The 24,509-nt window shown below is 66.6% G+C and carries 25 protein-coding genes and 3 pseudogenes; 14 read left to right on the top strand and 14 right to left on the bottom strand.

Annotated elements, in window-relative coordinates; genetic code table 11:
- Positions 1-24 precede the first annotated feature (24 nt).
- Both Pmi06nite_RS38285 and Pmi06nite_RS38280 read right to left on the bottom strand, forming a co-directional pair.
- Positions 25-954: an RNA polymerase subunit sigma-70 gene (locus Pmi06nite_RS38285; protein WP_203958139.1), complete on the bottom strand. Its 930-nt coding sequence runs from the start codon at positions 952-954 to the stop codon at positions 25-27.
- Positions 951-1,799 carry an alpha/beta hydrolase gene (locus tag Pmi06nite_RS38280; protein WP_203958138.1) on the bottom strand — a complete coding sequence of 283 codons (849 nt, stop codon included), beginning with the start codon at positions 1,797-1,799 and terminating at the stop codon, positions 951-953. Before Pmi06nite_RS38280 ends, Pmi06nite_RS38285 begins: the two co-directional genes overlap by 4 nt.
- Before the next feature lie 720 nt (positions 1,800-2,519).
- Between Pmi06nite_RS38280 and Pmi06nite_RS38275 the strand changes: the two genes are divergently transcribed.
- The 4 genes from Pmi06nite_RS38275 to Pmi06nite_RS38260 all read left to right on the top strand — a co-directional run bounded on the left by Pmi06nite_RS38275 (position 2,520) and on the right by Pmi06nite_RS38260 (position 5,771).
- A complete protein-coding gene (locus Pmi06nite_RS38275) occupies positions 2,520-3,041 on the top strand; it encodes an EXLDI protein (protein ID WP_203958137.1) in 522 nt (173 codons plus the stop codon).
- Between the two features lie 103 nt (positions 3,042-3,144).
- Positions 3,145-3,717 carry a DUF1707 SHOCT-like domain-containing protein gene (locus tag Pmi06nite_RS38270; protein ID WP_203958136.1) on the top strand — a complete coding sequence of 191 codons (573 nt, stop codon included), beginning with the start codon at positions 3,145-3,147 and terminating at the stop codon, positions 3,715-3,717.
- 246 nt (positions 3,718-3,963) lie between these two features.
- The gene (locus Pmi06nite_RS38265) at positions 3,964-4,971 is read left to right on the top strand and encodes an ATP-binding cassette domain-containing protein (RefSeq protein ID WP_203958135.1); all 1,008 of its coding nucleotides are present in this window, start codon (positions 3,964-3,966) and stop codon (positions 4,969-4,971) included.
- Entirely contained in the window at positions 4,968-5,771 is an 804-nt protein-coding gene (locus Pmi06nite_RS38260; protein ID WP_203958134.1) for an ABC transporter permease, read from the top strand. Before Pmi06nite_RS38265 ends, Pmi06nite_RS38260 begins: the two co-directional genes overlap by 4 nt.
- 41 nt (positions 5,772-5,812) lie before the next feature.
- On the opposite strand, the gene Pmi06nite_RS38255 is transcribed toward Pmi06nite_RS38260, so the two are convergent.
- From Pmi06nite_RS38255 to Pmi06nite_RS38245, 3 genes are all read right to left on the bottom strand, one after another.
- Entirely contained in the window at positions 5,813-6,337 is a 525-nt protein-coding gene (locus Pmi06nite_RS38255) for a PH domain-containing protein (protein ID WP_203958133.1), read from the bottom strand.
- 719 nt (positions 6,338-7,056) lie between these two features.
- Complete coding sequence (locus Pmi06nite_RS38250) at positions 7,057-8,052, bottom strand: WGR domain-containing protein (protein WP_203958132.1); 996 nt, start codon at positions 8,050-8,052, stop codon at positions 7,057-7,059.
- An 81-nt stretch (positions 8,053-8,133) separates the two neighbouring features.
- A complete protein-coding gene (locus Pmi06nite_RS38245) occupies positions 8,134-8,616 on the bottom strand; it encodes a hypothetical protein (RefSeq protein ID WP_203958131.1) in 483 nt (160 codons plus the stop codon).
- A 220-nt stretch (positions 8,617-8,836) separates the two neighbouring features.
- Between Pmi06nite_RS38245 and Pmi06nite_RS38240 the strand changes: the two genes are divergently transcribed.
- Together Pmi06nite_RS38240 and Pmi06nite_RS38235 are read left to right on the top strand one after the other, a co-directional pair.
- A complete protein-coding gene (locus Pmi06nite_RS38240; protein WP_203958130.1) occupies positions 8,837-9,205 on the top strand; it encodes a DUF427 domain-containing protein in 369 nt (122 codons plus the stop codon).
- A 989-nt stretch (positions 9,206-10,194) separates the two neighbouring features.
- Positions 10,195-10,404, top strand: coding sequence for a hypothetical protein (locus tag Pmi06nite_RS38235; RefSeq protein WP_203958129.1), 210 nt, complete (start codon positions 10,195-10,197; stop codon positions 10,402-10,404).
- A 361-nt stretch (positions 10,405-10,765) separates the two neighbouring features.
- Here Pmi06nite_RS38235 and Pmi06nite_RS38230 read toward each other — a convergent pair whose 3' ends face one another.
- Together Pmi06nite_RS38230 and Pmi06nite_RS43205 are read right to left on the bottom strand one after the other, a co-directional pair.
- Positions 10,766-10,912 (bottom strand): hypothetical protein, encoded by a 147-nt coding sequence (locus Pmi06nite_RS38230; RefSeq protein WP_203958128.1) that lies wholly within the window; start codon positions 10,910-10,912, stop codon positions 10,766-10,768.
- A gap of 274 nt (positions 10,913-11,186) precedes the next feature.
- On the bottom strand, positions 11,187-11,477 hold the full coding sequence (locus Pmi06nite_RS43205) for a potassium-transporting ATPase subunit KdpA (protein ID WP_239114490.1): 291 nt from the start codon (positions 11,475-11,477) through the stop codon (positions 11,187-11,189).
- Positions 11,478-11,496: 19 nt separating this feature from the next.
- Between Pmi06nite_RS43205 and Pmi06nite_RS38215 the strand changes: the two genes are divergently transcribed.
- The 3 genes and pseudogenes from Pmi06nite_RS38215 (at position 11,497) to Pmi06nite_RS38210 (ending at position 13,179) form a co-directional block, all read left to right on the top strand.
- A complete protein-coding gene (locus Pmi06nite_RS38215) occupies positions 11,497-11,898 on the top strand; it encodes a DUF6221 family protein (RefSeq protein ID WP_203958125.1) in 402 nt (133 codons plus the stop codon).
- Positions 11,899-11,974: 76 nt separating this feature from the next.
- Positions 11,975-12,193 (top strand): annotated as a pseudogene (locus tag Pmi06nite_RS42345) (IS256 family transposase); the annotation flags it as partial.
- Between the two features lie 245 nt (positions 12,194-12,438).
- Positions 12,439-13,179 (top strand): alpha/beta fold hydrolase, encoded by a 741-nt coding sequence (locus Pmi06nite_RS38210; RefSeq protein WP_203958124.1) that lies wholly within the window; start codon positions 12,439-12,441, stop codon positions 13,177-13,179.
- A gap of 139 nt (positions 13,180-13,318) precedes the next feature.
- On the opposite strand, the gene Pmi06nite_RS38205 is transcribed toward Pmi06nite_RS38210, so the two are convergent.
- The gene (locus Pmi06nite_RS38205; protein ID WP_203958123.1) at positions 13,319-13,597 is read right to left on the bottom strand and encodes a hypothetical protein; all 279 of its coding nucleotides are present in this window, start codon (positions 13,595-13,597) and stop codon (positions 13,319-13,321) included.
- A 171-nt stretch (positions 13,598-13,768) separates the two neighbouring features.
- On the opposite strand from Pmi06nite_RS38205, the gene Pmi06nite_RS38200 reads away from it, so the two are divergent.
- Positions 13,769-14,104, top strand: coding sequence for a DUF6343 family protein (locus Pmi06nite_RS38200; RefSeq protein ID WP_203958122.1), 336 nt, complete (start codon positions 13,769-13,771; stop codon positions 14,102-14,104).
- Positions 14,105-14,218: 114 nt separating this feature from the next.
- Here the strand turns inward: Pmi06nite_RS38200 and Pmi06nite_RS38195 are convergent, their stop codons facing one another.
- Positions 14,219-15,517, bottom strand: a complete 1,299-nt coding sequence (locus tag Pmi06nite_RS38195; protein WP_203958121.1) for a cytochrome P450 family protein — start codon at positions 15,515-15,517, stop codon at positions 14,219-14,221.
- A 799-nt stretch (positions 15,518-16,316) separates the two neighbouring features.
- Between Pmi06nite_RS38195 and Pmi06nite_RS38190 the strand changes: the two genes are divergently transcribed.
- On the top strand, positions 16,317-16,568 hold the full coding sequence (locus tag Pmi06nite_RS38190; protein WP_203958120.1) for a hypothetical protein: 252 nt from the start codon (positions 16,317-16,319) through the stop codon (positions 16,566-16,568).
- Positions 16,569-16,830: 262 nt separating this feature from the next.
- Here Pmi06nite_RS38190 and Pmi06nite_RS38185 read toward each other — a convergent pair whose 3' ends face one another.
- Positions 16,831-17,319, bottom strand: a complete 489-nt coding sequence (locus tag Pmi06nite_RS38185) for a hypothetical protein (RefSeq protein WP_203958119.1) — start codon at positions 17,317-17,319, stop codon at positions 16,831-16,833.
- 255 nt (positions 17,320-17,574) lie between these two features.
- Between Pmi06nite_RS38185 and Pmi06nite_RS38180 the strand changes: the two genes are divergently transcribed.
- Positions 17,575-18,276 carry an SMI1/KNR4 family protein gene (locus Pmi06nite_RS38180; protein WP_239114489.1) on the top strand — a complete coding sequence of 234 codons (702 nt, stop codon included), beginning with the start codon at positions 17,575-17,577 and terminating at the stop codon, positions 18,274-18,276.
- Between the two features lie 447 nt (positions 18,277-18,723).
- On the top strand, positions 18,724-19,611 hold the full coding sequence (locus Pmi06nite_RS38175) for a LysR family transcriptional regulator (protein WP_203958118.1): 888 nt from the start codon (positions 18,724-18,726) through the stop codon (positions 19,609-19,611).
- A 313-nt stretch (positions 19,612-19,924) separates the two neighbouring features.
- On the opposite strand, the pseudogene Pmi06nite_RS42340 reads toward Pmi06nite_RS38175, so the two are convergent.
- Positions 19,925-20,230 (bottom strand): annotated as a pseudogene (locus Pmi06nite_RS42340) (FAD-dependent oxidoreductase); the annotation flags it as partial.
- 156 nt (positions 20,231-20,386) lie between these two features.
- Between Pmi06nite_RS42340 and Pmi06nite_RS43200 the strand changes: the two are divergent.
- Positions 20,387-20,629 (top strand): annotated as a pseudogene (locus Pmi06nite_RS43200) (hypothetical protein); the annotation flags it as partial.
- Positions 20,630-20,858: 229 nt separating this feature from the next.
- Here the strand turns inward: Pmi06nite_RS43200 and Pmi06nite_RS38170 are convergent.
- The 3 genes from Pmi06nite_RS38170 to Pmi06nite_RS38160 form a co-directional block, all read right to left on the bottom strand.
- Positions 20,859-21,833: a metallophosphoesterase gene (locus tag Pmi06nite_RS38170; RefSeq protein WP_203958117.1), complete on the bottom strand. Its 975-nt coding sequence runs from the start codon at positions 21,831-21,833 to the stop codon at positions 20,859-20,861.
- Between the two features lie 392 nt (positions 21,834-22,225).
- Positions 22,226-23,047 (bottom strand): alpha/beta fold hydrolase, encoded by an 822-nt coding sequence (locus Pmi06nite_RS38165; protein ID WP_203958116.1) that lies wholly within the window; start codon positions 23,045-23,047, stop codon positions 22,226-22,228.
- Between the two features lie 67 nt (positions 23,048-23,114).
- A complete protein-coding gene (locus Pmi06nite_RS38160; RefSeq protein ID WP_203958115.1) occupies positions 23,115-24,413 on the bottom strand; it encodes an MFS transporter in 1,299 nt (432 codons plus the stop codon).
- Between the last annotated feature and the right edge of the window lie 96 nt (positions 24,414-24,509).

Genomic DNA, 24,509 nt, shown 5'->3' with positions numbered 1-24,509 from the left:
CGTGGCGGCCGAATTTCGGCCGGATCATTCCGGTGTCCCATGTTCATAGGGTGTGGCATCCCGTGCTCGGACGGGGGCCGAGATGAACCTTTCCACGAGTGCAGGGTCGCCGAAGACCGTGATCCCCGCGATTCCGTCATGACGTACATCGAGCACCGCGACGCCAAACGGCTGCCCGCGCAGATAGGCCGCGACCGCGGGCTGGCCATTCGCGACCGAGCGGTCCATACGCCAGTCACCGGGACTGCCCACGGCTTCCGCGAGGACGCGCGAGCAGGCGGCCTTGCCGGCGTACCACGCTCGGTCTGGCAGCAATTGAAGGGTCGCGTCGGCTCGCAGCACGGCCGTCAGCGCCTCGACGTTTGCCGTTTCGAACGCGATCACGTAGGTGTCGAGCAGCCGCCGCGCCTGGGGGTCGCTGGGCTCGACCACGTCGTAGGGGCCGGGCGCGACCTCGGCTATCCGAGCTCGAGCGCGCTGGAGGCTGCTCTTCACCGCCGCCACCGACATGTCCATCATGTCCGCGACGTCAGAGGCCGGGAACGCCAGCACGTCCCGCAGCAACAGCACCGCCCGCTGAGTCGCTGGCAGCGTCTGCATCCCCGCGATCAGCGCCAGCCGCAGGTTGTCGCGGTCGCCGGCGAATGGTTGGATCCAGGTCTCGGGTGGCAGCACGTCCGGCGGTCCGCCGATCTCGTCGGTCGGAGCGCCGATTCCCGACGGCAGCGCGCGCCGGCCGCGGTCGCGGACGGCGTTGAGGCAGACGTTGGTGGCGATTCGGTGCAGCCACGTGCGCACCGAAGCGCGCTCCTCGAAGCCGTCCCAGGCCCGCCAGCCACGCAGGTATGTCTCCTGCACCGCATCCTCGGCCTCGTCCCAGGACCCGAGCATCCGGTAGCAGTGCGCCAGCAGTTCGCTGCGCAACGGGGCGGCCGCTTCCTCGAATCCGGTCATGTAACCAGGGTTGACCGCAGCCACGACCCTGCCCTCCCGATCGCGTCGTCGGCCACCCTCGTGCGGCCGGCCCCCATCTGAAACGTATGCAGCTGATCGGCGAACTCGTCGAGGCGTACCTCGACGCCCGCCTCCCGCAGTCGGTCCGCGAGCCGCTTGCTGTCATCCAGCAGCGACTCCTCGGCGCCGACTTGAAGGTACGTCGGCGGCAGCCCGCGCAGGTCGGCGTGCAGCGGCGCGGCCAGCGGGTCGTGCGGGTCTGCCCCGGCCAGGTAGCCCGCGGCGAGCCCGCGCACCAGTTCGCGAGTGAAAAACGGGTCACTGCCGCTGTCGTAGGACGCGCCCGTGGCCTCGAGGTCGGTCCACGCCGACATCAGCAGCAGCGACGCCGGCAGCGGCAGGCCCTCGTCCCGGGCGCGCACCGCGAGGGCCAAGGCCAGCATGGCGCCGCACGAGTCGCCGGAGACGCAGATACGGGTCACCCCCCGGTCGAGCAGCCACTGGTAGGCCGCCGTGACGGCGTCGAGCTGGCTGGGAAATACATGCTCAGGCACCAGCCCATACTCGACCGCCAGCGTGGCCACGCCTGCGGCTCGGGCCAGGTGGCCGAACATCCGCCGATGAGTCGCAACCGAGCCACTGACGAAGCCGCCGCCGTGGATGGCCAGCACCGCCGGCCCGGTGAGGGCGCCTGGAGGTCGCAGCCAGAGTCCGCCCGGGGCGTCGAGATACTCCTGCTCGATGCCGTCAGGCTCCGAGGCCAGCGCCTCCCAGTCAGGGGTCTGCTCGCCGCGCGCCCGCGCCTCCCACAAGGCACGGTTGGGGTCCTGCGTCGTGGTCGTCATGACGGATTGACCCCGCACACCACCTAAAGGAATCGGTCGGTGGCGATCGTCACAAACGGAGACTGGACGGCTGTTGGCGGGTCGAGCATGTGCTGTGCGTCGAGCCGAGAGCCTGCCCCAGTCGGGTTGATCCCGCCCAATATCGTGCGGACCCCGGCTGACGAGCCCACCCCGGAACAAATCGAGGCCATCTGCCTGGTTTGGGCCGACGTGGCGGCTTGACCGCGAAACACGAGGGCGAAGGCTTAGCGCACGATCTCGCATGGATGTTCCTCAGCAACCCGGCATCGCTGACCACGCCGCCAGCTCGGGCGGCTCTGCTGGGTGAGCTCGTCGCACGGGCTGTGGCAGGCGAAGGCGAAGGCGTCGCGGTCGTGGTCACGATCCTGCCGCTCTTCCTCCCGCCATGCCGAAACCTCCGCCCCCGAGGGAGAAACGCGCCCTGCCGCGCCGGTTGGGGGCCGCCGGGCTGAACAGTGAGCGTTGTCGGTCGGCCAACGGGAGCCACGGTGTGCAAACCGCTGGCCACCCCTTACCGATGTACGTCGTCGCCGCTGGTCGGCGTCGGCGGAAACCCCGTGTCACGCGCGCAGTGGCAAGGCCGCTGAGTGCCAACGATGTTCTCGGCCGAGCACGGCGGTGATCGCACTCCCACTGATGACAGGCGTTTGTCGAACCGGTCTCTTATACGTAGACTCATACGTATAAGGAGGCTTGACGATGCCGAACAAAACGATCTATGTGTCCGAGGACGATCTGGCGCTCTTCCAGCAGGCTCAGGAGTTGTCCGGGGGAAACCTGTCTCAGGCGATCTCGGCGGCCCTGCGGCGCTACATCGAGATGGAGGAAGGACGCCAGGAAGGTTACGACGAGATCATCGTCGAGGTCGGCCTCCAGGGCGTCGGGCGCAAGCAGCGCTTCTCCGGGGTGCTCCTCGGCGAGTGGGGGCGTACCACTGGAAGCCGGGTCGAGATGTTCCGGGTCTATCGGTCCCGCAAGGGCAAGTTCGTCCTGCATGTGGATCGCTCTCCCGACTGGACGGACGGATCGGATTCCGACAACTGGCTGTCGTGGCGGACTCTGCTTGGCCTCGGTGATTCGAGTTGGGGCTTCGTACAGGGTGAATCCACGTTGGAGGTCGTCGACTCCTTCCAGGACCTGCGCGGGAAGGTGCCCGACGAGTTCTACGAGTTGATCGCCGACCTGGCCGAGCGTCCCGCCGTGGAGGATCTCGACATCTGAGGGCTCGACCCGTCGGCGGGGGACCGTCGGTCGTCGAACCGGCGGTGGTCCGCCGGATCGCCCCTACCGGATCGAACAGGAGGAGCAATGGAAGGAGAAAGGCATGGCAGAGGCCGGGCTGAAAAGTATCTCGGAATCGCAGGTCCGTGTCTCCGACGATGATCGCGACAGGGCCGTTCAGCGTCTTCAGCGGGCGTACGCCGAGGGGCGCCTGAGATCTGAGGAGATGGACGAGCGGCTCGAGGTGGCTCTCACGGCCGAGTCTCATGGCGATCTGATGCCGGCCGTCGTGGGTCTGCCTGACGATCTCATGGACGACGTGGTCCAGTTGAAGTCCACGGGCGGAAGGGTCAGGCGAGTGGGCGAATGGCGGGTTCCGCGCCTGCTTCGGGTCGCCTCCACGCATGGCGGCGTGAGGCTCGACCTGTCCGAGGGCGTCATCGACCATCCGGAAATCCAGATCGAACTCCACATCACATACGGCTCCGCGACGATCGTCCTGCCGCCCGGCGCGACAGCGGACGCGGATGAGGCGTTCGCTGAGTGGGGCACCGTGAACTGCAAAGTGTCGGGGCGAAGGCGTCCAGGCAGGCTCCACGTTCGGATCACCGGGGAGCTGGCCTACGGTTCCTTGAAGATCCGCTACCGGCGCACATGGTTCAGAACGCCTCGCTGAACGACGGGGACATGGCGCGCCAGCGGAATCCCCGCGCTGATCGATCGGGCATGGCCGGGCGGCGGCAAACAGGCGCCCCGTACATGCCCGTCACCCGGTCGTCGATCGACGTTATCGACGGCTGAACTCCGGTTCGACAGCCAGTCGGGCGATCGGAAATCGATCGCCCGCCATGCCGGCATGCCATGAATCCAACCCCGGACCCTCGAGGAAGCAAGCCCGGCGAAGCAAGCAGAGGAGAATCCCATGCCCCCCGCGATCACGGCCGAAGGCCTGGTCAAGAAGTACGGCGACGTGACAGCCCTCGACGGGATGGATCTGTCCGTTCCCGAGGGAACGGTGTTCGGGCTGCTCGGCCCGAACGGCGCCGGAAAGACGACAGCCGTGCGGATCCTGACCACCTTGCTGAAGCCGGACGCCGGCCATGCCACCGTCGCCGGACTCGACGTCGTCGGCGACGCCCCGCGGCTGCGATCCCGCATCGGAGCGTCCGGACAGTACGCAGCAGTGGACGATCACCTCACCGGCGCGGAGAACCTGGAGATGGTGGGACGCCTCTACCACCTGGGCACCCGGCGCAGCAAAGAGCGCGCTCGAGAACTGCTGGAACGCTTCGACCTGGTGGAGGCGGGAGATCGCCCGGTGCAGGGCTACTCCGGAGGCATGCGGCGCCGGCTCGACCTCGCCGGGGCGCTGGTCGCCAACCCGCCCGTGCTGTTCCTGGACGAGCCGACCACCGGCCTCGACCCCCGGGCCCGGGTGGGCCTGTGGGACGTCATCTCCGAGCTCGTCGCCGGCGGCACGACGCTGCTGCTCACCACCCAGTACATGGAGGAGGCCGATCGGCTCGCCGACGGGATCGCGGTGGTCGACCACGGCCGCGTGATCGCGCTCGGCACGGCCGATGAGCTCAAGGACCAGGTCGGCGGCGACCGGATCGAGCTGACGGTGACGAAGGAGACGGACCTCGAGACCGTACGGCGGGAGTTGGCGCCCCTCGCCGTCGGAGACATGCGGATCGATGCCACCGCGCTGCGGGTGACGGTCCCGGTGACCCATGGCGCGGCGTCGCTCACCGACGCCCTGGGCAGGCTGGCCGCCGAGCGGGTCACCGTACGGGATGCCGGCCTGCGACGGCCGACGCTGGACGACGTGTTCCTCGCGCTCACCGGGCACGAGGCGTCCGCGAACGAGAACCCCAGCGCGAACGAGAACCTCACCGCGACCGCTACCGCGAAGGAGCACAGCCGATGAACGCCCTCCAGACGGCGATCGCAGACGGCATGACGATCACCAAGCGCAACACCCTCAAGATCAAGCGGGTGCCCGACCAGCTCGGGGGCGCGATCATTCTCCCGATCGTGTTCGTCCTGCTGTTCGCCTACGTCTTCGGCAGCATGATCGATGTGCCGGGCATGTCCTACCGCGAGTACATGGTCCCCGGGGTCTTCGTCGTGGCGATCGTCTCCGGTGCGCAGATCACCGGCTACACCCTGACCCTGGACCTTCGGAAGGGCATCTTCGACAGGTTCCGCACGCTCCCGATGGCGCCGTCGGCGGTGCTGATCGGCCAGACCCTCTGCGACGTGCTCATGAACCTCACCAGCGTTGTCGTCATGGCCGTGGTGGGGCTGGCCGTCGGCTGGCGGATCCACTCCACGCCGTACGAGGCGGCCATGGGCCTCCTGCTGCTGTTGTTCTTCTCCTACGCGTTCTCTTGGGTGACGGCTACGGTCGCGCTGGCTCTGCGGACGCCCGAGGTGTTCAACAACGTCGCCACCGTCGTGTCGATGCCGCTGATGTTCCTGTCCAACGTCTTCGTCGACAGTTCGCGCCTTCCCGGGCCGCTGATGGTCGTCGCCGAGTGGAACCCCGTCTCCACGATCGTCCAGGGCGCGCGCGTGCTGTTCGGCAACACCAGCCCTGCCATGCCCGTCCCCGGCGCATGGCCGCTCCAGCACGCGGTGGCGGCGTCGCTGCTCTGGTCGGTGCTGATCCTGGTGGTGTTCGCTCCGCTGGCCACGCGCCTGTACAAGAGGGCGGTCAGCCGGTGATCGCAGGCAAGCTTGCACCTTATGGGTGGAGCCATATTCGGTTACATGTAGTCGGAATCCAGAGGATTCACCGGGACGCCGTGTCGGTGTAGCGCCTTCATGAAGGCACGGTCGTCAGCCGGGGTGAATCCGTAGTGGTGCCCGTTCCTGGTCTTGATCACGAGCACGTTGTTCGACGGCCGGGTGGCGCACATGCGCACGCGGCCGATCCCGGTGCAGCGCATCCCGTACAGGGCGATGCCGGGCAGGGCCAGGGCGGCGACGAAGTCGGGTGACAGGTGCGCACGAGTCACCGAGGTGACGTCGGACAGTTGGATGCGGTAGCGGAGCAGCGGGCCATACCGGGCTGTCAGCGTCGTCTCCGAGACCACGTATCGCATCAGGGGAAAGCACAGCGCAAGCGCGAGCAGGTACGCCGCCACGAGAGTGAGGCCGAGACCGACAAGGAATTCGGCGCCGGTGCCGGCGGACAGGTTCCTCACGGCGGCGAAACCCAGCGCCGCCGTCACAACGGCCAGCGACAGATAGCCGCGGGACGGGCGCGGATGGAAGAGCTGGGTCAGCATGATTGATCACTTTCTCGGGCCTGGCGACTCCGACGTGCCACGCGCCGGAGCCGCCTCGGCTATCAGCCGTGGCCCGGCTTCATCCGATGGTTGGCGTTCTTGTTCTTGCGAATGCACTTATTACGGGCACGCTTGGACGTGGTGGTCTCTCTCAGAAGGGTCAGGCGCCGTTGCGCGCCCCTCTCGATGTGCGGGAGCGCGGCCGATCGCGTCGCTGACGTCGGTGATGGCGTGCTCGTGACCAGGCACGGTTACGGCCTCCACGGCATCTACGGCCACGCCGGGTGGAATGCGGTGGGCCCGGCGCGTTCTCGTTCGCCGGCCTGTGGCATTTACCGGGAGGCCATCCCGCCGCACGCCGTTGTGATCACGGCTGGGTACGGGTCAGTCTCGATACGGCGGAGTCCCGACCCTTGAATGAGCGCCCCGACTTAGGGGGCGCGATGTCGAACGGGCGCAATCAGGGGAGGTACGACACGCGCTGCCGGAGATTCCCAAGCAGAAGATCCGCGATGCCATGTTCCCCCTTCTACTGACCGATTCCTTCAAATTTGACTATTTCGGTTCGCATGCCCAATGGGCAAGAGGCGTTGACGCATTCCTGATGCCCATTCCACGCGAACGCTTCGGCCCCGCCTGAGGCTTTACATGATCACGGCTAGGTCGGCGACACTTCCTCTTCTGCCGAGATGAGGATGTTGCCAGTCCCGCCGGGGCAGCTATATCGCCGGTTGGGAGTCGAGCAGGAATCTGTCCAGGTCACTGGGGGCAGCGAGATTGGTCGGGGTCAGCCGGCGGATCTCACCGCGAAAGGACCGGACTTCCAGCCAGCTGTCGGGTGAAGCTGCCGCGAGCTTGGGCATCAGGGTGTCCAGGCGGGCACGTTGGTACACCTTGAAGGTGCGATCGCGCTCGGGGTCGGGGCCTTGGATATCGAAGCGCAGGTCGACGACCGGATGCGGTCGACGGGCCCAGTCGCTGTACGGCAACGCCCCATGCCCGCGGATCCGGGCGTCAACGAAGACCTCCGCATCAGCGTCGCCGATCTCGCAGTCATAGATCGGGAAAGCGGTGGCCACCCTGGCCGCAATCGTCGGGTACGCGACGGCGGCTTGACCCAGCGCGGGCGAGCACAGCAGCGCGTGGCTGAACGGCCCTACTGGACGGGCAAGGGCGATCTTGTGGTGCGGTCGCCCGTCGAAGGGCAGGTCACGAACGGTAACGACCGTCTCCAGGAACCCCGTGACGGCCTCCGGCCGATGTGACGATTCGCGGACGTTGAACGCGAGAGCGCTGCGGCCTTCGTCACGCAAGACCAGGTAGTGGTAGAACCCCCTACCGGGAGACTCCGGATGGATTCGCGCGTGGCAAACGACGTCACGGAACCCCTCCACGGGCCGATACTGAGGGCGGGGAAGCCCGTAAGCCGGCTTCGCTTGCGCGTCGGCAATGGTCTCTACCACGAGCGCGTCCGGGTCGCCGATCGGTGCAGGTAGTCCGGCCACCTCAAGGAAACCCTTGCGAAGCTGCCCCCTGATCTTCTTCTGGACGTGGGACTTCGCGTGACGCTCATCCAGCAGTGCCACTGTCGTCGACCCGCCACGACGGCTACCGTCACGGCCCCAGCTGATGTGGCAACGGATGCCTTCCTGACGAATCTGCCAGAACTCGCAGGCGCCGTCATGGACCCGCTCGAACCGCCGCCAATTTTCCACCCGAGGCCCGCCTTCCTGCCGCAGGGACCCTACCAACGACGCACGCTCATGCCGCGGACCGGGCGCTCATGCCGCCGACGGTCAGCAGACGCATTCGAAGGACAACTGGCTGCTCGCTGGGATCGCGCTCCACACGGCCTGGAGAGGCGCGTACCGCTGCATATCCGCCCGCATTTCGGCCAGCTCCGCGGCTCGGGGTGCGCCTATAGGCTCGAATCTGAACCCCGTGTTCCGGATATCCAACCTGTCGAGGCCCAGCAGGTGGGGCTCGTCGTTGAAGGCCATCTCCAAGTCGAGCTGCCACAGTTCGGGTTGCCAGTAGGGATCATCTCTGTCGCCGATGTCAGCCACGGCAAGTTGTCGAGTGAACGACAGGGTAAGGCGGCTGTCGCTCCAGGAGCGGCGACCCCACTGGACGATGAAGTCGTCAGCGTCGGAGTCTGGAGTCGGGTCGATGCCTTCGACGCCGAGTTGCAGGAACTCGGCGAACGCGAGCCAGGCCGCGTCGACCTCGGTCACTGAATCGGGTTCGACGCCGTGCCGCCGCAGGATCTGCTTGAACACATCAGCGCTGGTTCCCCAAGGAATGGGCATGGCGGATGGTAGCAAGAGCGCCTGCGACTGGATCGGTCGCGCGTATGTCGCCGCCCTGCTGCCCTCGCGACATCACCCGTGATCGGCGAGCGTTTGCCGTTGTGACGTCCTCTTCTGGCGTTGGTCGCGCGGTCATGCCGGGAGGTGTTCCGCTGGCGGCGCGCGGGGAGACGTTTGATTGGATCGTTCTATGAAGACACGAGGACATGACATCGAGGTCACGCCTGTATCGGATCAGGTCGTGGTGCGGGTCAAGGACGTGGTCGTCGCGACCTCCTCCCGGCCGGTCCTGCTCACCGAGACGGGCTGCCCACCGCGGTACTATCTGCCGCCGGCGGACGTGAAGATGGACCTGCTCAGATCATCGACAACCACGTCGCACTGCCCGTTCAAGGGCGACGCCGTCTACTGGTCGGTTCAGACCGGTGACGGTGCGGCCGAGGACGTCGTCTGGTCCTACCCGGAGCCGTTCCCGAGAGTTGAGGAGATCGCCGGACTGCTCGCCTTCTGGGCCGAGAAGCCAGACGTCACCCTTGAGGTGAACGGGCAGACCGCGTAAGCGTCGCGGGATTCGATCGCCGCCACACGCAACAGACTGTCCACCATGACGGCGCTGAACATCCGCTTCTGCCGCTGATGGAGCATCATGGCCGACAAGAGTGGTGGGGCAGCGGCCCCGACCCTGCCGATGAGCGTGCGGCCGGCCTTGAACGGTGCCCGGTCGATGAACGTAGCTTCAGTCCATAGCTGGTACTACGGTCGCGGACCACGCGGCCACGCGTCTACGGACTCCTCAGGTCGATGCCGTTGTAGCCATTTGCGCGCTGCCTCCCGGCCGGCTCTCTGCACCGAGTCAGCATCGTGGCGTCTCGGTCGTCAGCACTGACTATCTTTGGCGACGTGACCACAGACTGGGATTCTTCCGGCCGTGGCGACTGGAAGGTCGTCAAGCGAGTCGGAACCCGTGGGGGCAGGTGCCCGCAAGCTCGTGGGTATCGTGCGCGACGGTGTGGAAAGGGGCCGGGAGCGCATGATCTTCGCTAGCGAGAAGCAGCGCGACCGACTGCCCCGGACCAAGATCCGGCGACGGGCACAGACGCGGCTTCGGTGCTCGCAGCGGACGCCCCAGGGCGAATACATAGAGCCTCCTGGCTGCTGCGTAGAGCAGTCGTACGCCTTCGCAGTGGGTCCGGACGTCGCACTCTGCGACCAGGGTCTTCATTTCCCCGCGTCGGACATGTGGCCGTACAAATAGCCAGAGGGAACTAAATTTTGACGTCCGCACATGCCGCGAGTCACGCGCTCCGACTCTGCCAAAGAGCGTGCGCCGAGTAACTGGCACTGACCTGCCACCGCGATGTCGGCCCTACTCGGCGAATCAGGTGCTGTAGTGCCCGTCCCACGGTTCGCGGGCGTTCACCGATTCTCCACCGCGGCCGGGCGCGCGTTCACCTCGCTGTTACCGCGGCAAGTTCGATGCTTTAGACATGGCTGGCTATGCCTGACAGGTCTGGCTGTGGACCGAACGTGTCCGTGAGGGGAGCCGCAATGAACGGTCGTGTGTTGGATGCCTTGCTGATTGGTGTCTGGGTGGTGGCCTTCTTCATCGTGGCGATGGTGCATCCTGGTCTGGCGAACGCGATCATCGCTTGGGGAGGCGCGGTGGGGTTGCTTTGGTACAACTCACTGGGCCGTCATGACCCGAAGGATGATTCGCTGCGGGCACCGTGGCGGCGCAGGGAGCCGGTCGTCGGGTAGCTCGCGCTCACGCGACAAGGGCGCCACCAACTGCTTGGTGGGCTCCGAGACGTACTGGTCCACCAAGCAGCTGAAGCAGATCGTCACCGAGATCAACGGCGGGTCGGTCATTTCGCCGGCGTACAAGGCGGTCGACGAGTACGACCTCGATCAGTCGTTCCCCGACCCAGGCGACGGGTCCTCCTCGGCGCTGCGCTTGCTTCGACTTCTGGATCGCGCTTGCGGCTGGCGTTCTCGTCGGCGGACTGCTGTCACTGCTGCGCTGGCTAACGCAGCAGGCCCGCCGCGCCGACCAGGTGCGGGTGCTGCGAGAAGCCCAGCGTGGTCAGGGCGAACAGGGCAACAAACACGGCGCCGCTGGTCATGCTGAGCGTCGCCCACCACGGAGCGCGGCGGCGGGCGTAGGCGTAACAAGGACGAACATCGCCGCGGCGAACGCCGCGAACCCCGGCAGCGAGAACGCCAGGTTGTGCAGCTGCCCGTGCCACGTCGGCGGCGTAGTTGACATCGCATGGATCGTCAACCAAGGTTGACGTCTCGCGTCATGCCGAGCATGAGTTCGCGGTTCGATCTGCGCCAACATCGCTTGATCGGGTGCACGCCAATGCCGCGAGTCGCACCCCCGGCCCCACTCCGGATTGATCACGTCAGCCATCAACCGAGGCCGCAGTGTCAAGCATCAGCCGAGGTAGCACGACGGCAAGATCGGCATCGCGCCCGTTGATCGTTCTCTTTCGCGTCGGTGGTCCGTGCGCCGGACGGGGTCCGGCGCACGGTCCGGGCTAACCGAGTAGGCCGTCGGCGAGGGGGCCGAGGGAGAGCGCGGGCAGGAAGTTGAGCAGCGCGACGATCAGCGCGACGCCTGTGGTCAGGGTCACGAAGCTGACGACTTGGGTGTGCAGTGTGCCGGCGTCAACCGGCGCTTGCCCGAGAACTCCGGCGTACGGCCCACCATGAGACCGCCCAGGAAGATGGCCACCCAGCACGACCATGATCAGGCCGTACAGGCCGCTGCCCGTGACGCCGGAGCGGGTATATCGACGGGTGGGACGAGGCGCATGCGATCTCGGCACGCGTGAAGGGGGCCACGTCATGAGCGCTCTGGACCAATGGCTCCGCGCCACCATCGAGGTGACCCTGCGCGACGCGCAGAACGCCGGCAAATCCGTCGGCCCGGTGTGGGACAACCCGTCCATCGGCGACCTGCGAACAAGCGGCGGTGAGCTCTATCAGTTGGGCGACCGCAATGTGGCAATCCACATGGCCGCCAACGACCCCCACGAGACGATTGCCCGCTGCGAAGCGGAGCTGGCCATCCTCGACGCCCACGCCATCGTTCAGGTGAGCGGGATCGGGGAGGACATGCGCGCCACGCAGGTCCCGGCATGCCGAACCTGTAGCCACAAGCATGGGGTGCCGTGCCGCACGGTTCGCCTGCTTTCCAGTGGCTACCGGCACCGCGACGGCTACGACGACGACTGGTCTCCGCCCTGACCTGCCGATCAAGTTGCGCATCTTGGGACGAGGAGGGCTGCTGAGGGCTGCGGCTCGACCTCGATGATCCGGCATGCATTGGATCCACCTGTGCACCATGAGCCCGATCGAATCCAACTTTCGCGGTGATGCGTTTGCGCACCAAGGTCACCAAGGCCCTGGGTCTCGCGCCGCAGGCCTGGCGATGGTCTGCAAGTTGATCGAGGCCGCGCAGACCCGCTGGCGGTCGGGCAACGCGCCCTACCTCGTGCTCGTACGCGCAGGAGCGACGTTCCGCAAAGGCAAGTTGCTTGAGTGGCCGGTCGACCTCATGTACAAGACCTCGTCTGCCGCTTCCTCTGCCGCCATCGAGGAGGTCGCATTACCCGCCTCGGTTGATCAGGGCTGGACGATGCACGAGCCGCCGCGCACACTGGCGCAATGCCGACCGTATATAAGAACCCACGTGGTCAACGTGCGGTGCGGCAATGGTGTTCGGAAGTTTTCGCGCGAGCGGACTTCCCACTCACCAGCGCGACCTTGGACACCAGCGTCGGCCGAGTGGAACTCACCTCTGCCGGAACTGGACGGCCGCGGGTCGTCATGGTGCCCGGGACCGGCTCCAACGCTGCGGTGGCTTTGCCGTGGCTGCAGGCGCTGTCGGTCCACTGGGCGACCACAGTGGTGGATCTGCCGGGTCAGCCCGGACTCAGCGATCCGCGTCGGCCTCGCCGGGCACGGCTGGCCTGGTACGGCCGAGCGCTGGAAGAGATTCTGGCGGCCATGGATGCCGACGGGGTTGTGTTGGTGGGCAATTCACTGGGCGCCGCCGTCGCCCTGGCCGCCGACTCGCCCCGAATCACCGCGCGGGCGCTGGTCTCACCCGCCGGCTTCATCCGTCTCAGTGTGGACCCGAAATTGGCGCTGGCTTCGGCCGTTTGGCTACTGCGTCCCACAGCCGAACACACCCGCCGCATGCTCCGGTTGTTCGTCGCCCCCGGCGCGGACCCGCCCGAGACCGAGGTGGAGTGGATGGCCCTCATGGCCACCTGTTGCCGCACAACGCTGGCCCCTCCGCCCCTGCCCGCCGAACTACTGGCCAGTCGCGCCGAGCAGCCGTGCGTCGTCGGAGTCGGAGAACATGACCGGTTCCTGCCACCCCATCGACTGGCACCGGCAGTGCGCCGAACCATGAACCTCGACGTTCGGGTCTTCTCCGGCGTCGGCCACCTGACCACCCCAGCTCACCTCCACGAGGTGGTGTCCCTGGTGGCCGAGGTCGTCGATCCGCCCGCCAACTGAGCCATGCCGTCAGATGCGGTGGCGCCAGGAGCCGCCCGTTGAACGTCACCATGACGGTGTGATCGTGCGACCCGCGGAGATCGGCCCCGGAACTGCCGGCCGTACCGTGTGACGTGACGTGAACTCGCCTTCGAGGAGCCTACGCTGCCGACGCGGCCTCGCCGGCCTGTTGCAGGATGGGGGACCGCTGCTGCTGAGAAAGGAAGTGGCCGCCACCGACTATGAGCACCAAAGGCCACTCGATGATCTCGAGCACACCCACGAGCCCCAGCACCGCATAGAAGACGAGATGATCGCGTGGGGGCATGGTCACCTCGCCGATCAGCGGCAGGGTGACGCATTGCTCCTCATGCTGCTCCTGTCGCTCCTTGCGAGGCCGGCTGCGTGCTCTGCCGACGGAGGTCGATGCCTGGGCCATGACGTCCTCCACAGATCGGGCCGGGTCCGCTACCGGGCCCCATGCCCGCGATACCCGACCGCACATTGATGGCGACGCAATTTGGGCTGGAATTTGCCCCACCGATAGGTGAAGACCGTGATCATCGACGATGCCTGCCGTGTGGGTAGGGGTGCAGGGTGAGGAAGGAGGATGAGCGACATGGAGAAGCCGCCCCACAACGGTGGGCCCGGGATCGGCGACAGCGGACGGAAGGAGGCCCGCGAGCGGCGTGCGGGTGCCCGTGACAGGTTCTGGTCGGTGTTCTCTCCGACCGCGGAACGGCCGCAGAGCGCGCTCAATCTGCGGATCGTGCTGGCCGCCTTCGGACTGGTCGTCTGCGCCGTCTTTGCGGCGGCGGCGTCCGCCGTGGGGCTGACCACTCTGGCGATCGGCCTGGCCGTACTCGCCCTCATCGCCGGTGTCGACCTCGCCGTGGTGATCCGCCGCCGCGTCAGGCGCGGCGACGGGCACTCCCTCTTCGGCTGACACCCCGGCCTGGCGGTCCGCGCCTGAGCTCCGGGGAGTGGTGCGGTCCACATCCGCTCCGGCGCCGGTCGGGTGTTTCGGCGCGCATGAACCGCCATGTCTCAGCGCGGTAGATCAGGAAGATGCTGTCGCTTGTCCTGAGATCCTCAGCGGCAATCGCGCCAGGCGCCACGAACCGGGGAGCATCTGGCGCTCCAGATCCTTCGGATCGATGGCCAGTGCGAGATCGGGGAAGTGGCGCAACAGCGCTTGGAACGCCACCTCGCCTTCCTGGCGAGCCAGCGCCGCGCCCAAGCAGTAATGCAAACCATGTCCGAATCCGACATGGCTCTCCCGGCGTTCGTCCGGCTCACGGGTGATGTCGAGCCGATCCGGCGCATCGAACTCGCGCGGGTCGTAGTTGGCTCCCACAAGAATGGCCATCACCGCCTCACCTTGGCGAACCGGCATGCCGCCGATCTCAAGGTCCTCCGTGGCGTAACGCATCCGTGTCGCGTGGACGGGGCCGCACCAGCGCATCAGCTCATGGACGGCGCGAGGCATCAGCCCTGGTTGGTCCCGGAGCAGGGCAAGCTGCTCAGGATGCGTGAGTAGAGCCGCGATCCCATTGCCGATCAGGTGCGCGGTGGTCTCGTGCCCCGCGAGGACCAACGTCAAGACGAGCGTGATCATCTCGGTGTCGCTGAGGTGATCGCCGTCCTCGTCGTGGGCGCGGATCAGCCCGGTGAGCAGGTCGCCGGCGGGTTCCGCCCGGCGCCGCTCGATCAACTCCTGGATGTGCGCGACCATGGCGGCGACGACGTCGCCGAAGCGTCCGGGTTCCAGCGACACCAGGGCCTTTCCCCATTCCCGCCACTGCGGGCGGTCCTCCGCGGGAATGCCGACCAGTTCGCAGATGACGGTGATCGGCAGAGGGTAGGCGAATCGCTCCATCAGTTCGACGACGCCGTCCGCGGTTGTTGCGGCCAGTCTGTCCAGAAGGTCCTCGGTGATCTCCTGCACCCGTGGCCGCAGTTCGGAGACCCGGCGGGCGGTGAACGTGCGGGACACGAGCTTGCGCAGGCGGATGTGGTCCGCACCGTCGACGTCCAGGATGCCGTCCAGCAGGTACTGCGCGTATTCCGGAGGGATTCCACGCGCCTGGATCGCCTTCTCGCGGATGTTCTGCACGTCCATCCCGGGCACATTCGCGGGGTCGTTGACGAAACGCCGGTCACTCAGCACCAGCTTGACGTCGTCGTACCGGGTGACGAGCCAGATCGGTGTGTCGGTACCGGGCAAAGTGCCGCGCACCATCGGGGCCGTTTCTCGCATTCGCGAAAACCCGCCGAACGGGTCGCTCATCAGCACGGGGTCCATCAGGTCGACTGTCTCGGCGGCACCGGTTGTCTTCGGCTCGGCCGGACTGCTCATGGCTACCTCCACAGATGGTCAGAGTGACGTCCTCCGCCTGGACTCCTCGAGCAGGCGGTCAAACAGGCACCGGTAACGAGCGAAACCCGCCCCGACGCCCGGCCCTCGAAGATCTCGGCCGGGCGCACGGCTCGGGTCAGATGGCGCGGGCCCCTGCGAAACACATACCCGCGGTCCTGACATTGTGTTTCTGCGGCGACGCACTCGCTCGTCAGCCTTTGCTCGACCCGTGCAGCGGCGAATCGCCGGCCGATTCGGCATCGTCTGCTCGCGACCATGGGGCACCAGGCCCGCCGATGGTGCCACGAGACCAGTGGGGCACTCACAGCCGCTCGAGCGCCCTCACGGCAAGTCCAAAGATCGCGAACATGGCGATCGTCAGAACGACGATGATGATGTCGGCCATCTCCACTCCTCGGATTCGCGAGACCACCTCAAGTCATCGAAGTCGGACGGCTTTATATACAGAGAATCGCGAGACTTCGGGCTTCTGATGCGTCTTGACGGATTCCTTGCGGCTTCAGCGCGAATGTTGACCTGGTCGCTAGGCGACGCGTCAGTTCGCGGGCTGTCCGGAGTCGGATCGGCCGTGGCGCCCAGGACCCCGGCCGACGTGGACGCGTGCCTGCGACCGCGAACGAACATTCAGAGGTTCTTCGATCCCGGTGATCACATCGACGCGGTCACCGCCGACGTCTCCGGTCTCGCCCCGCAGATCTCGGCGGGCTGTGCCGCACCGCGGGCGAGAGGGCCGCCAGAAAGCACCGTCTCACTCTGTAACAGGTGAAGACCCTGATCTATGCGCTTAGCCGAGTTCAACGCCTACCTCGACCGCCAGGGCGCGAGTCCCACCGCCGACGCAGTCTCCTACCGCCAAGGCACCATCTGGCTCACCCCAGACGAACTCGGCGCCCTCATCGGGACACTGCTTGCGGTCCTCGACCCCACCTCGGAAACCAGTCTGTCCCGGGGGCCGCGCGCCGTACCTGCTCAGCCCCATCCTGTTCCCCACCGGCCCGCCAACCCCCTGACGGCCATCCCGGCGGGATGAGGCCTGTACCGATTGCGAACCAGTTCCTCGCCGCAGGGGAGCGCTGGCCCGCTGTCACCTGGTACAACGACGGAGAAGATCCGTAAGGCATGAACCTCGGACAAGGAACGCGACTCTAGCGGGGCGCTCCGGCTCCAGGGTGATTGTGGAGTAGTTGAGCTGGCCGAGCTGACAAAGCGAGCTGTACAGCAGCCAGGTACAGCAACGTGGCCGCACGAGAGCGAGGCAGTGGTCTTCGTTCCAGACTCACGTGCCGGCTGTGCTATCGATTCCTGCGCGAGGATCCCTTTGGGGGAGGCGTAATAGCAGGCAATTGCCCGATGGGAGCAACCAGTTCACCGGTCTTCGGGCAGAACCACGCTGCCTCGCCGCATGCAACCCTGGCGACCAGAGGGTGCGAATCGGGATGCGACGGGCAGTGAGGCCACACCGCGGACAGGCCTGCGGTCCACAACGCTTCCACCGCCCACTCCTGCACCTGATCTGCGAGCCGCGACACCTGCTCGGTCGGGTCCTGTCCAACCACCACGGAGACGCCCTGCCCGCTGCCGTCGGGAGCATAGAACATGGCGGACGCCAACCCTTCCCACCCGTCGGGGATCTCGCGGATGTCGGGAGGGACGGCGCAGTTCGTGTGCAGGTCGCGACATACCGGTTCCAGCGCAGCCAGGAGTTCCTTGTGCACGTCACCAGCGTAGATCGAAAGAGCGGCGCTGAAGCGGCTTGCGTCGTATGCGCGTAGCCCGGACATTCTGTGAACCATTTCGATGACGTTCTAGCAGGTAAAGCGATGTGTGCCGACGTAGTAGACGCCGCTCTGTAAAACCGTCGGCTCAGCCTACGCAAGTTCGAACCTTGCACCTGCCACACCAGCCTAAAGAGGCCCCTGATCAGCAGAAATGCCGGTCGTGGGCCTCTTTGTTCATGATCCGTGAATGACCGTGATTCCCCGCTGTTTCCCATGGGATATGGCACGCCTGTGGCACGTGATCAAGCTCGTACCCGCGTGCGAGAGGCGCTCTGCGGGCCTTCTGTTTACAAGGTCCCCAAACGATCTCCAGCGGCGTTCAAGTCAGGTGTGGCGCTGGTCGCCGACACCGCGGTTGCCCTGGCGGAGGCGGGAGAAATGTCATGCACGGATGGCAGGATCATCGTCGTGGCAAATATAGATGATCTTATCCAGCGGGTGTCAGTGAAGGCCCTCGCGGCCGAGGGGCAGTTGCCTCGTACGGCGAAGGTAGAGGAGCTGGCCCAAGCAGAGAGCATGCTGGGCTTCACGTTGCCACCGGTGCTCGTCAGGCTCTACCGCGAGGTGGCCAATGGCGGCTTCGGCCCTGACTACCAACTCTTCCCACTCCTGGGAGAGGGGCGTACCGCCATCGACACCTACTTTGAGGAACGTTCGATGTTGCTATCCGGAGATCGCACACGCTGGCCGGCGGGAGTCTTACCGATCCTGGATTGGGGATGCGGCATGTACGCCGCCGTGGACTGCCTCAGCCCTGAGGGTGCGGTACTGCTCTTCGAACCGAACGCGATCGGAAGCGACGACGACTGGCCTGAGGCATGGTTCGTCGACTCCGGGAGCCTGACCGAGTGGCTGGAAACCTGGCTTTCAGACGCGGGTTGGTACGTGGGAGACGCCGACGACGATGGCGACATGCGGCCCTGGGAGATGGCTAGGACACGTTTGTCGGAACATGGCTGAGGGACATCGCCATTGCCCGAAGCGGGTGACGGGAAGCGAGCCCGCGCTGTCAGCTTGGGAAGTGTATGGATCACGCCTCGTAGGCTCGCTGAGCTGGGCTTCGGGGCGGCCATGAGTGACCGTGATTGACCCATCGTCACCCTAGCTAATGGCCCGCTGATGGCCCGTCGATCACAGATGACCTCGTCGCCGGGGCCGCACACGATCAAGAGCATGACCTGATTTCGGAGCAGGGTCGGCGCCCCTAGTGGAGACGAGCATGCGCGCATCAAGGGGCACAAGATGTCGTTAACGAAGCCGTCACCAGGTTTGCCCATCGAAGGTGTCATGTCGTCACTGCAGGAGTGGCCCGACTCGGCCGTGACTAGGATCAACGCGACGACAACCCCGAAACAACGGCAATCTACGCAGGGCCGTATTACCCCCCGAGTTAAGCGAGAGAGAGTCGTGGAACTTCGCGACATCGAGATCTTCCTGACCCTTGCCGAAGAGCTGCATTTCGGGCGGACCGCCGAACGGCTGCGCGTGAGCCCCGCACGCATCACCCAGGCCATCAAGAAACAGGAACGCCAGATCGGCGCCCCGCTGTTCGACCGCACCAGCCGCACGGTCCGGCTGACACCGCTCGGCCGGCAGCTCTGCGACGACCTCTGGCCCGTCTACTCCGGGCTGCAGGACGGCATGCGCCGAGCCAAGCTGGCCGCCCAGGGCGTCACCGCCGTGCTGCGCGTCGGCATGATCCCCCTCAACGCCCACGAGCTGCGTCCCTACTGGGACACCTTCCGCACGCGTCACCCGCAGTGGAAACTGCAGATCCAGCACGCCCCCTTCATCGACCCGTTCGCCGGGTTGCGTCGCGGCGACCTTGACATCCTGATCTGCTGGATGCCGGTCGAAGAACCCGACTTGACGGTGGGTCCGGTCCTGTTCGCCGACCCGCGGGTGGTGGCTGTGGCCGCCGACCACGAACTCACCCGGCGCACTTCCGTCTCACTGGAGATGCTCGCCGACTTCCAGCACAGCGACGGCCCGTCGATACCGGACTACTGGGCCGACAGCTTCTGCCCGTTCTACACCCGCAAGGGCCGCCCTATCGAACGCGGCCCGTTGGTACGCAACACGGAGGAGATTTTCACCCTGACCAGCACCGGGGAACTCGTCAATCTCTTCCCCGCCCACATGACGCGCTATTGGAACCGGCCCGACATCGCCTACCTGCCCGTCAGCGACATCGACGCCCTGCCATATGCCCTGGTGTGGCGTACTGAGACCGAGAACGAGCGCATCCGGGCCCTCGCCCAAGTCGCCGCAGACATCGGCACCCTCGTCGTCTGAGCCGCGCAGCCTCCGCGACGGCGCTGGCCCGGTGACCGCGAGGACGGCCTGGCCGCGACCGCCACCCTCGTCGGAGCCATTCTCCTGGCCCGTGCCACCGCGGGCCTTGCCGGCGATATCGCAAAGACAGATGACGACGACATAGCCCCCGTGAGACCTACGCCGACGGCGTCCGAGAGTTCGCCGACTGGCTGTCGGACACCCAGCCCGTGAAGCCCCACCTGGCCATGACATGGACGGATGTAATTATCGGCAGGCGCAGGTATCTGGCCGCCCAAGGGGAGCTTCCATGGCCGCCGTCACCAAGGGCCGCTCATGAGTCGAACCCTAGGCCTAGCCTGTCCAGCGTGCGCAACCACAGGTTGCGGCGACCGGTTGCGTCGTGCAGAGCGAGCGACCGACGCGTGGCCTGGATCGCCACCCAGGCGAAGGGCTCTGGCGGGAATGGCAGCGGCTTCCGACGTACCATCTCCAATTCCGTTCGTTCGGTCGGCCGACCATCGAGGAGGTCCAACATGACGTCGGCGGCGAACCGAGATGCACCCACTCCTAGTCCGGTAAACCCGAGCGCATAGGCGGTTCGGCCCCGATGTGCCGTGCCATAGAACGCGCAGAAACGGCGGCGTGGGGCAGGGAATCGCGACGCTGTTCGCGCGCCCCTGACCTGGCGAGGGAGTATTCGGGGACCACACGTCATGCGCGTAGGGTGACGTCCCCTCGGGTGGTGTAACTCCAAGCTGGTGAAGCAAGCCCCGGACATGGGGCGAGCCATCGTGTGACGGTCAGCGAGTTCCCGACCAAAGGCTCTCGCGAAGGACGCCACACGACGGCTCTGGACCAGTCTGCCCTGCTCGACCTGTTGGAGTCTTTGAAAGCCGCCGACGCCGCCGACGTCATCCGCCACGCTCTGCAAGCCGTGCTGCAGGCACTCATCGAGGCGGAGGCGACCGCGGTGTGGCTGGAGCGGGGGCCCGATAGTCACGGTCGGGGCATCACCCGGAGATCTGCACAACCCGGGAGGTGCGCCTGGCGGTGGCTACGACATGGCTAACAGCGGCGCAAGAAGAAGGCCCCGGTCGGCGCCCAGGCCGTCCTCGACTTGGCGATGTGATGCGCGGCCGCCGGCTCAGGGGCGCCAACCGACAGCTGGCCCCGCATGTCATCCCCTGGGGTCGGACGCGCCGGTCCGCTTACGGGTTCCCCGCCGTAGCCGCCGCCGAGCGCGGAGCGGCTACGGCCGGGGTGTGTCATGCCGCCGGGACGGTCTCCTGCTTCCAGGAGAAGACCTCGGGCGACTTCGGCTTGACCGTGACTCGCAGCCACTGGCTGGCGGTGTCGCCGAACGTCTCCAGCCGGGTCAGGTTGGGAACACCGGCGTAGTTCGGCTCCACCTCCTGGACATGCTCGTCACCGTGTACGAGCAGCACCGGCTTGCCGTACGCGCGAGAACGTTCGACGATGCGCTCGCGGATTTCGGTGAACCCCGCGGACTGCGTGGGCTCGGCCTGCAGCAGGAGCAGGACACCAGGGGCGTGGGTGCGCCGGGCGGTGTCGAAGGCGTTGTCGATCCAGTCGAGCGAGGCGGCTTTGCGAGCCTCGTACTCGGCCGTTCGCAGCTCTGGCTGGTCCCCGCCGGGCAGCTGAGCCCACGGGGCCAGGTCGTTCGCGCTGCCGACCACATGCACCGTGGCGAAGACGACGCGCTTCTCAGTGAAGAGCACGTTCTCGACGTAGTCGCGGTGCTGCGGGTCGCGGGCCTGGGTCTCGACCTTCATGGGGTGGCGGCCGAGGGTACGGCCGGCGACCGGGTAGAAGATCCGGCGGAAGGCCTCGAGCCGTTCCGTGGGGAGGAAGCCACCCGCAGCGGTGCGGTGACAGTCGGTCCAGTCGTTGTCGCCGGGAGTCAGCACGAACGGGTCGTCGAAGGTCTGGTACTGCTTCGCCGTCGCGGTCAGGTGCGCGTCGTCACAGGAGGTGGAGCCGCTCTTGACGTCGCCCGCGTGCAGGACGAGCTTGACGTCCCTGTCGGAGTTGATGTCCTCGACCAGGGTGGGGAACGCGGCTTCCTGTGCTTCCCCGTAGGGCGTGTCGCCCAGCAGGGCGAAGGTGAAGGAAGGTCCGCGGCCGGAGTGACCTGAGTCGGCGCCGGCGATGCCGGGTGAGGCGATACCGGCGGCCAGTGATGTGGCGATCATGGTGGCGGCGAGCAGGTATTTACGCATAAGGAATTCATCGCCGCTCCAGGCCACCGTTCGATGACGCCCAGCCGACACCACGTGTAACCTCAGCAGACAACTTGATCATCCACGGCGGGCACCGCTCCACGCCACGTTTACTCGATCCAGCCCGCCTTGGCCTGCTCGGCGTGCTCCTGGTTGGTGCTTCTAGGTCAAGATGGTTCAGCGCTCCCAACGCAATGATCAGCGGGTGAGGCGTCGCCAGCAGATGATGGCGACGCCTGCCTCGTGCATGTCATCGTGGATTCCCGACGGATGCGCAGGCGACGAACCAGATTCCATGCGTTGCACTCTTTGCGGTCCTCAGCGGCCGGCCGGCCCTCGGTGCGAGCGCCGGCCGTCGGCATGCTGTCCATAGGATGTGCGGTGGGGGGCCTTTACCGGGTGATGAACGCCAGCAGGTCGTCGTTGAAGTCACTTTCGAAGGCACCCGCCAAGCCGTGCGGGGCACCCTCGTAGATCTTCAAGGTGGCGCCCTTGACGAGCTGAGCTGATTCCAACGCGGAGGCGACGATAGGCACGATCTGGTCGTCATCCCCGTGCGCGATCAGCGTGGGGACGTCGAAGCGCTTGAGGTCCTCGGTGAAGTCGGTCTCGGAGAAGGCCTTGATGCAGTCGAGCGCGCCTTTGACGCCCACCTGCATGCTCCAGAGCCAGAAGGCGTCGATGACGCCCTGCGACGGTTGCGCGCCTGGCCGGTTGTAACCGTAGAAGGGGACGGCCAGCTCCTTGTAGAACTGGGACCGGTCGGCTGCGACCCCGGCCCTGATGCGGTCGAACTCCTCGATCGGCAACCCGTGAGGGTTGGCGTCGGTCCTGAGCATCAGTGGCGGGACCGCACCCAGCAGCACGGCCTTGGCCACACGGGCGCTGCCGTGCCTGCCGATGTAGCGGGTCACCTCGCCGCCGCCGGTGGAGTGCCCGACCAGCACGACGTCGCGAAGGTCGAGCGTGTCCAGCAGGGCGGCCAGGTCGTCGGCGTAGGTGTCCATGTCGTTGCCGTGCCACGGCTGGTTGGAGCGGCCGTGGCCGCGACGGTCGTGGGCGATGGCGCGCCAGCCGTGGGAGGCGACCAGATGGAGTTGGTTGTCCCACGCGTCGGCGTTCAGCGGCCATCCATGGCTGAACACGATGGGATGACCACTGCCCCAGTCCTTGTAGAAGATCTGTGTGCCGTCGGCGGCGCTCACGTAGGGCATTTCACGTCTCTTTCGGATGGGTGTCGATGGGCTCGACGCTAGATCCGCGGCGCTCGGCGGCAATCGGTCAGATGACTGCACCCGTACGGAACGCCGGTTCGCTCACGACTTCGGTCAGGTTCCGATGGCGGGTTTCCGGAGCGAAAAGGACGGCGGTGAAGGTGATCGCCGCGCACACCACCAGCAGGAGGGCGATGGGCCAAGACGCTCCACCGGCGCCCGCCACAAGGGCTGCCGCCACGAGCGGGGCGGGGCCGCTGGTCAGCGCGGCCGTCCACTCGCGGGCGATCGCGACGCCGCTGTAGCGGTAGCGGGTGTCGAACAGCTCGGTCAACATCGAGGCCAGCACGGCGAACATCCCGGCGACGCAGACGCCGTAACCCACCGTGACAGCGAGGATCACCAATGCGGGGTGACCGGTGTCGACCAGCCATAACATCGGGAAGGCGAACACGCCGAGCAGGAGCGCGGCGCTGAGGAAGACGGGACGACGGCCGACGCGGTCGGCCAGAAGCCCGAACAGCGGCGTGACCGCGATCGCCACTGCGGCGGCGAGCAGTTTGGCGACCAGACCCACCGTGGCCGGCAGGCCGAGCGTCCTGGTCACGTATGACAACATGAAGACATTCAGGATGTAGGCGATCGCGCCGAAGGGAGCATTGGCCGCGAAGGCGATCAGCAGGATCCGCGGCTGCCTCCTGACGACCTCCAGCGCCGGGAAGCGGCTCAAGCCGCGCGCACGCTCGCGCTCGAAGAGCTCCGACTCCTGCACCTGGAACCTGAGGAACAGTCCTACGCCCACGCCCACGAGGCTGAGCAGGAACGGCAAGCGCCAGCCCCAGGTCTCGAACGACGGCAGCGCCGCGGCCCCGGTGAAGACGAGCGTGGCGGTCAGGATGCCGATCTGGACGCCCGCGCCGGGAAGCGAGGCCCACAGGCCCCGCCGGCGGGGGTCACTGCTCTCGGCCACCATGACCAGGGCGCCCGCGTACTCGGCTCCCGCGCCGAAACCCTGCGCCAGCCGGAGCAGCGCCAGCAGGACAGGCGCCGCCATGCCCACCTGATCGTAGGTGGGCAGCAGCCCGATGCCGACCGTGGACAGTCCCATCAGCAGCAGCGTCAAGACCAGCATGGGCTTGCGCCCGACGCGGTCGCCGTAGTGGCCGAGCACGACACCGCCGATGGGACGGGCCAGGAATCCGACCGCGAACGCGGCGAAGGAGCCGAGGGTGCCCGCGAGAGGCTGGCCGGCCGGGAAGAACTGTTTGTCGAAGACGATCGCCGCTCCCAGTCCGAAGAGGGCGTGGTCGTAGAACTCGAGCGCGGTGCCGATGACGGCGGCCTTGGTCACCGGTCTGCTTGTCATGTCTGCCTCCTGTTGTCAGGGGCCGAGCGCCCGGGCCAGAAGGCGTTCGGCCTGATCGATCGCCGCCTTGCCGCGCAGGGCGTTGAGCGTGAGAAA

The organism is Planotetraspora mira (genome assembly GCF_016863275.1).
Classification (GTDB): domain Bacteria; phylum Actinomycetota; class Actinomycetes; order Streptosporangiales; family Streptosporangiaceae; genus Planotetraspora; species Planotetraspora mira.
The sequence above is the reverse complement of the archived record's forward strand: the minus strand, read 5'-3'. Positions and strand labels throughout refer to the sequence as shown.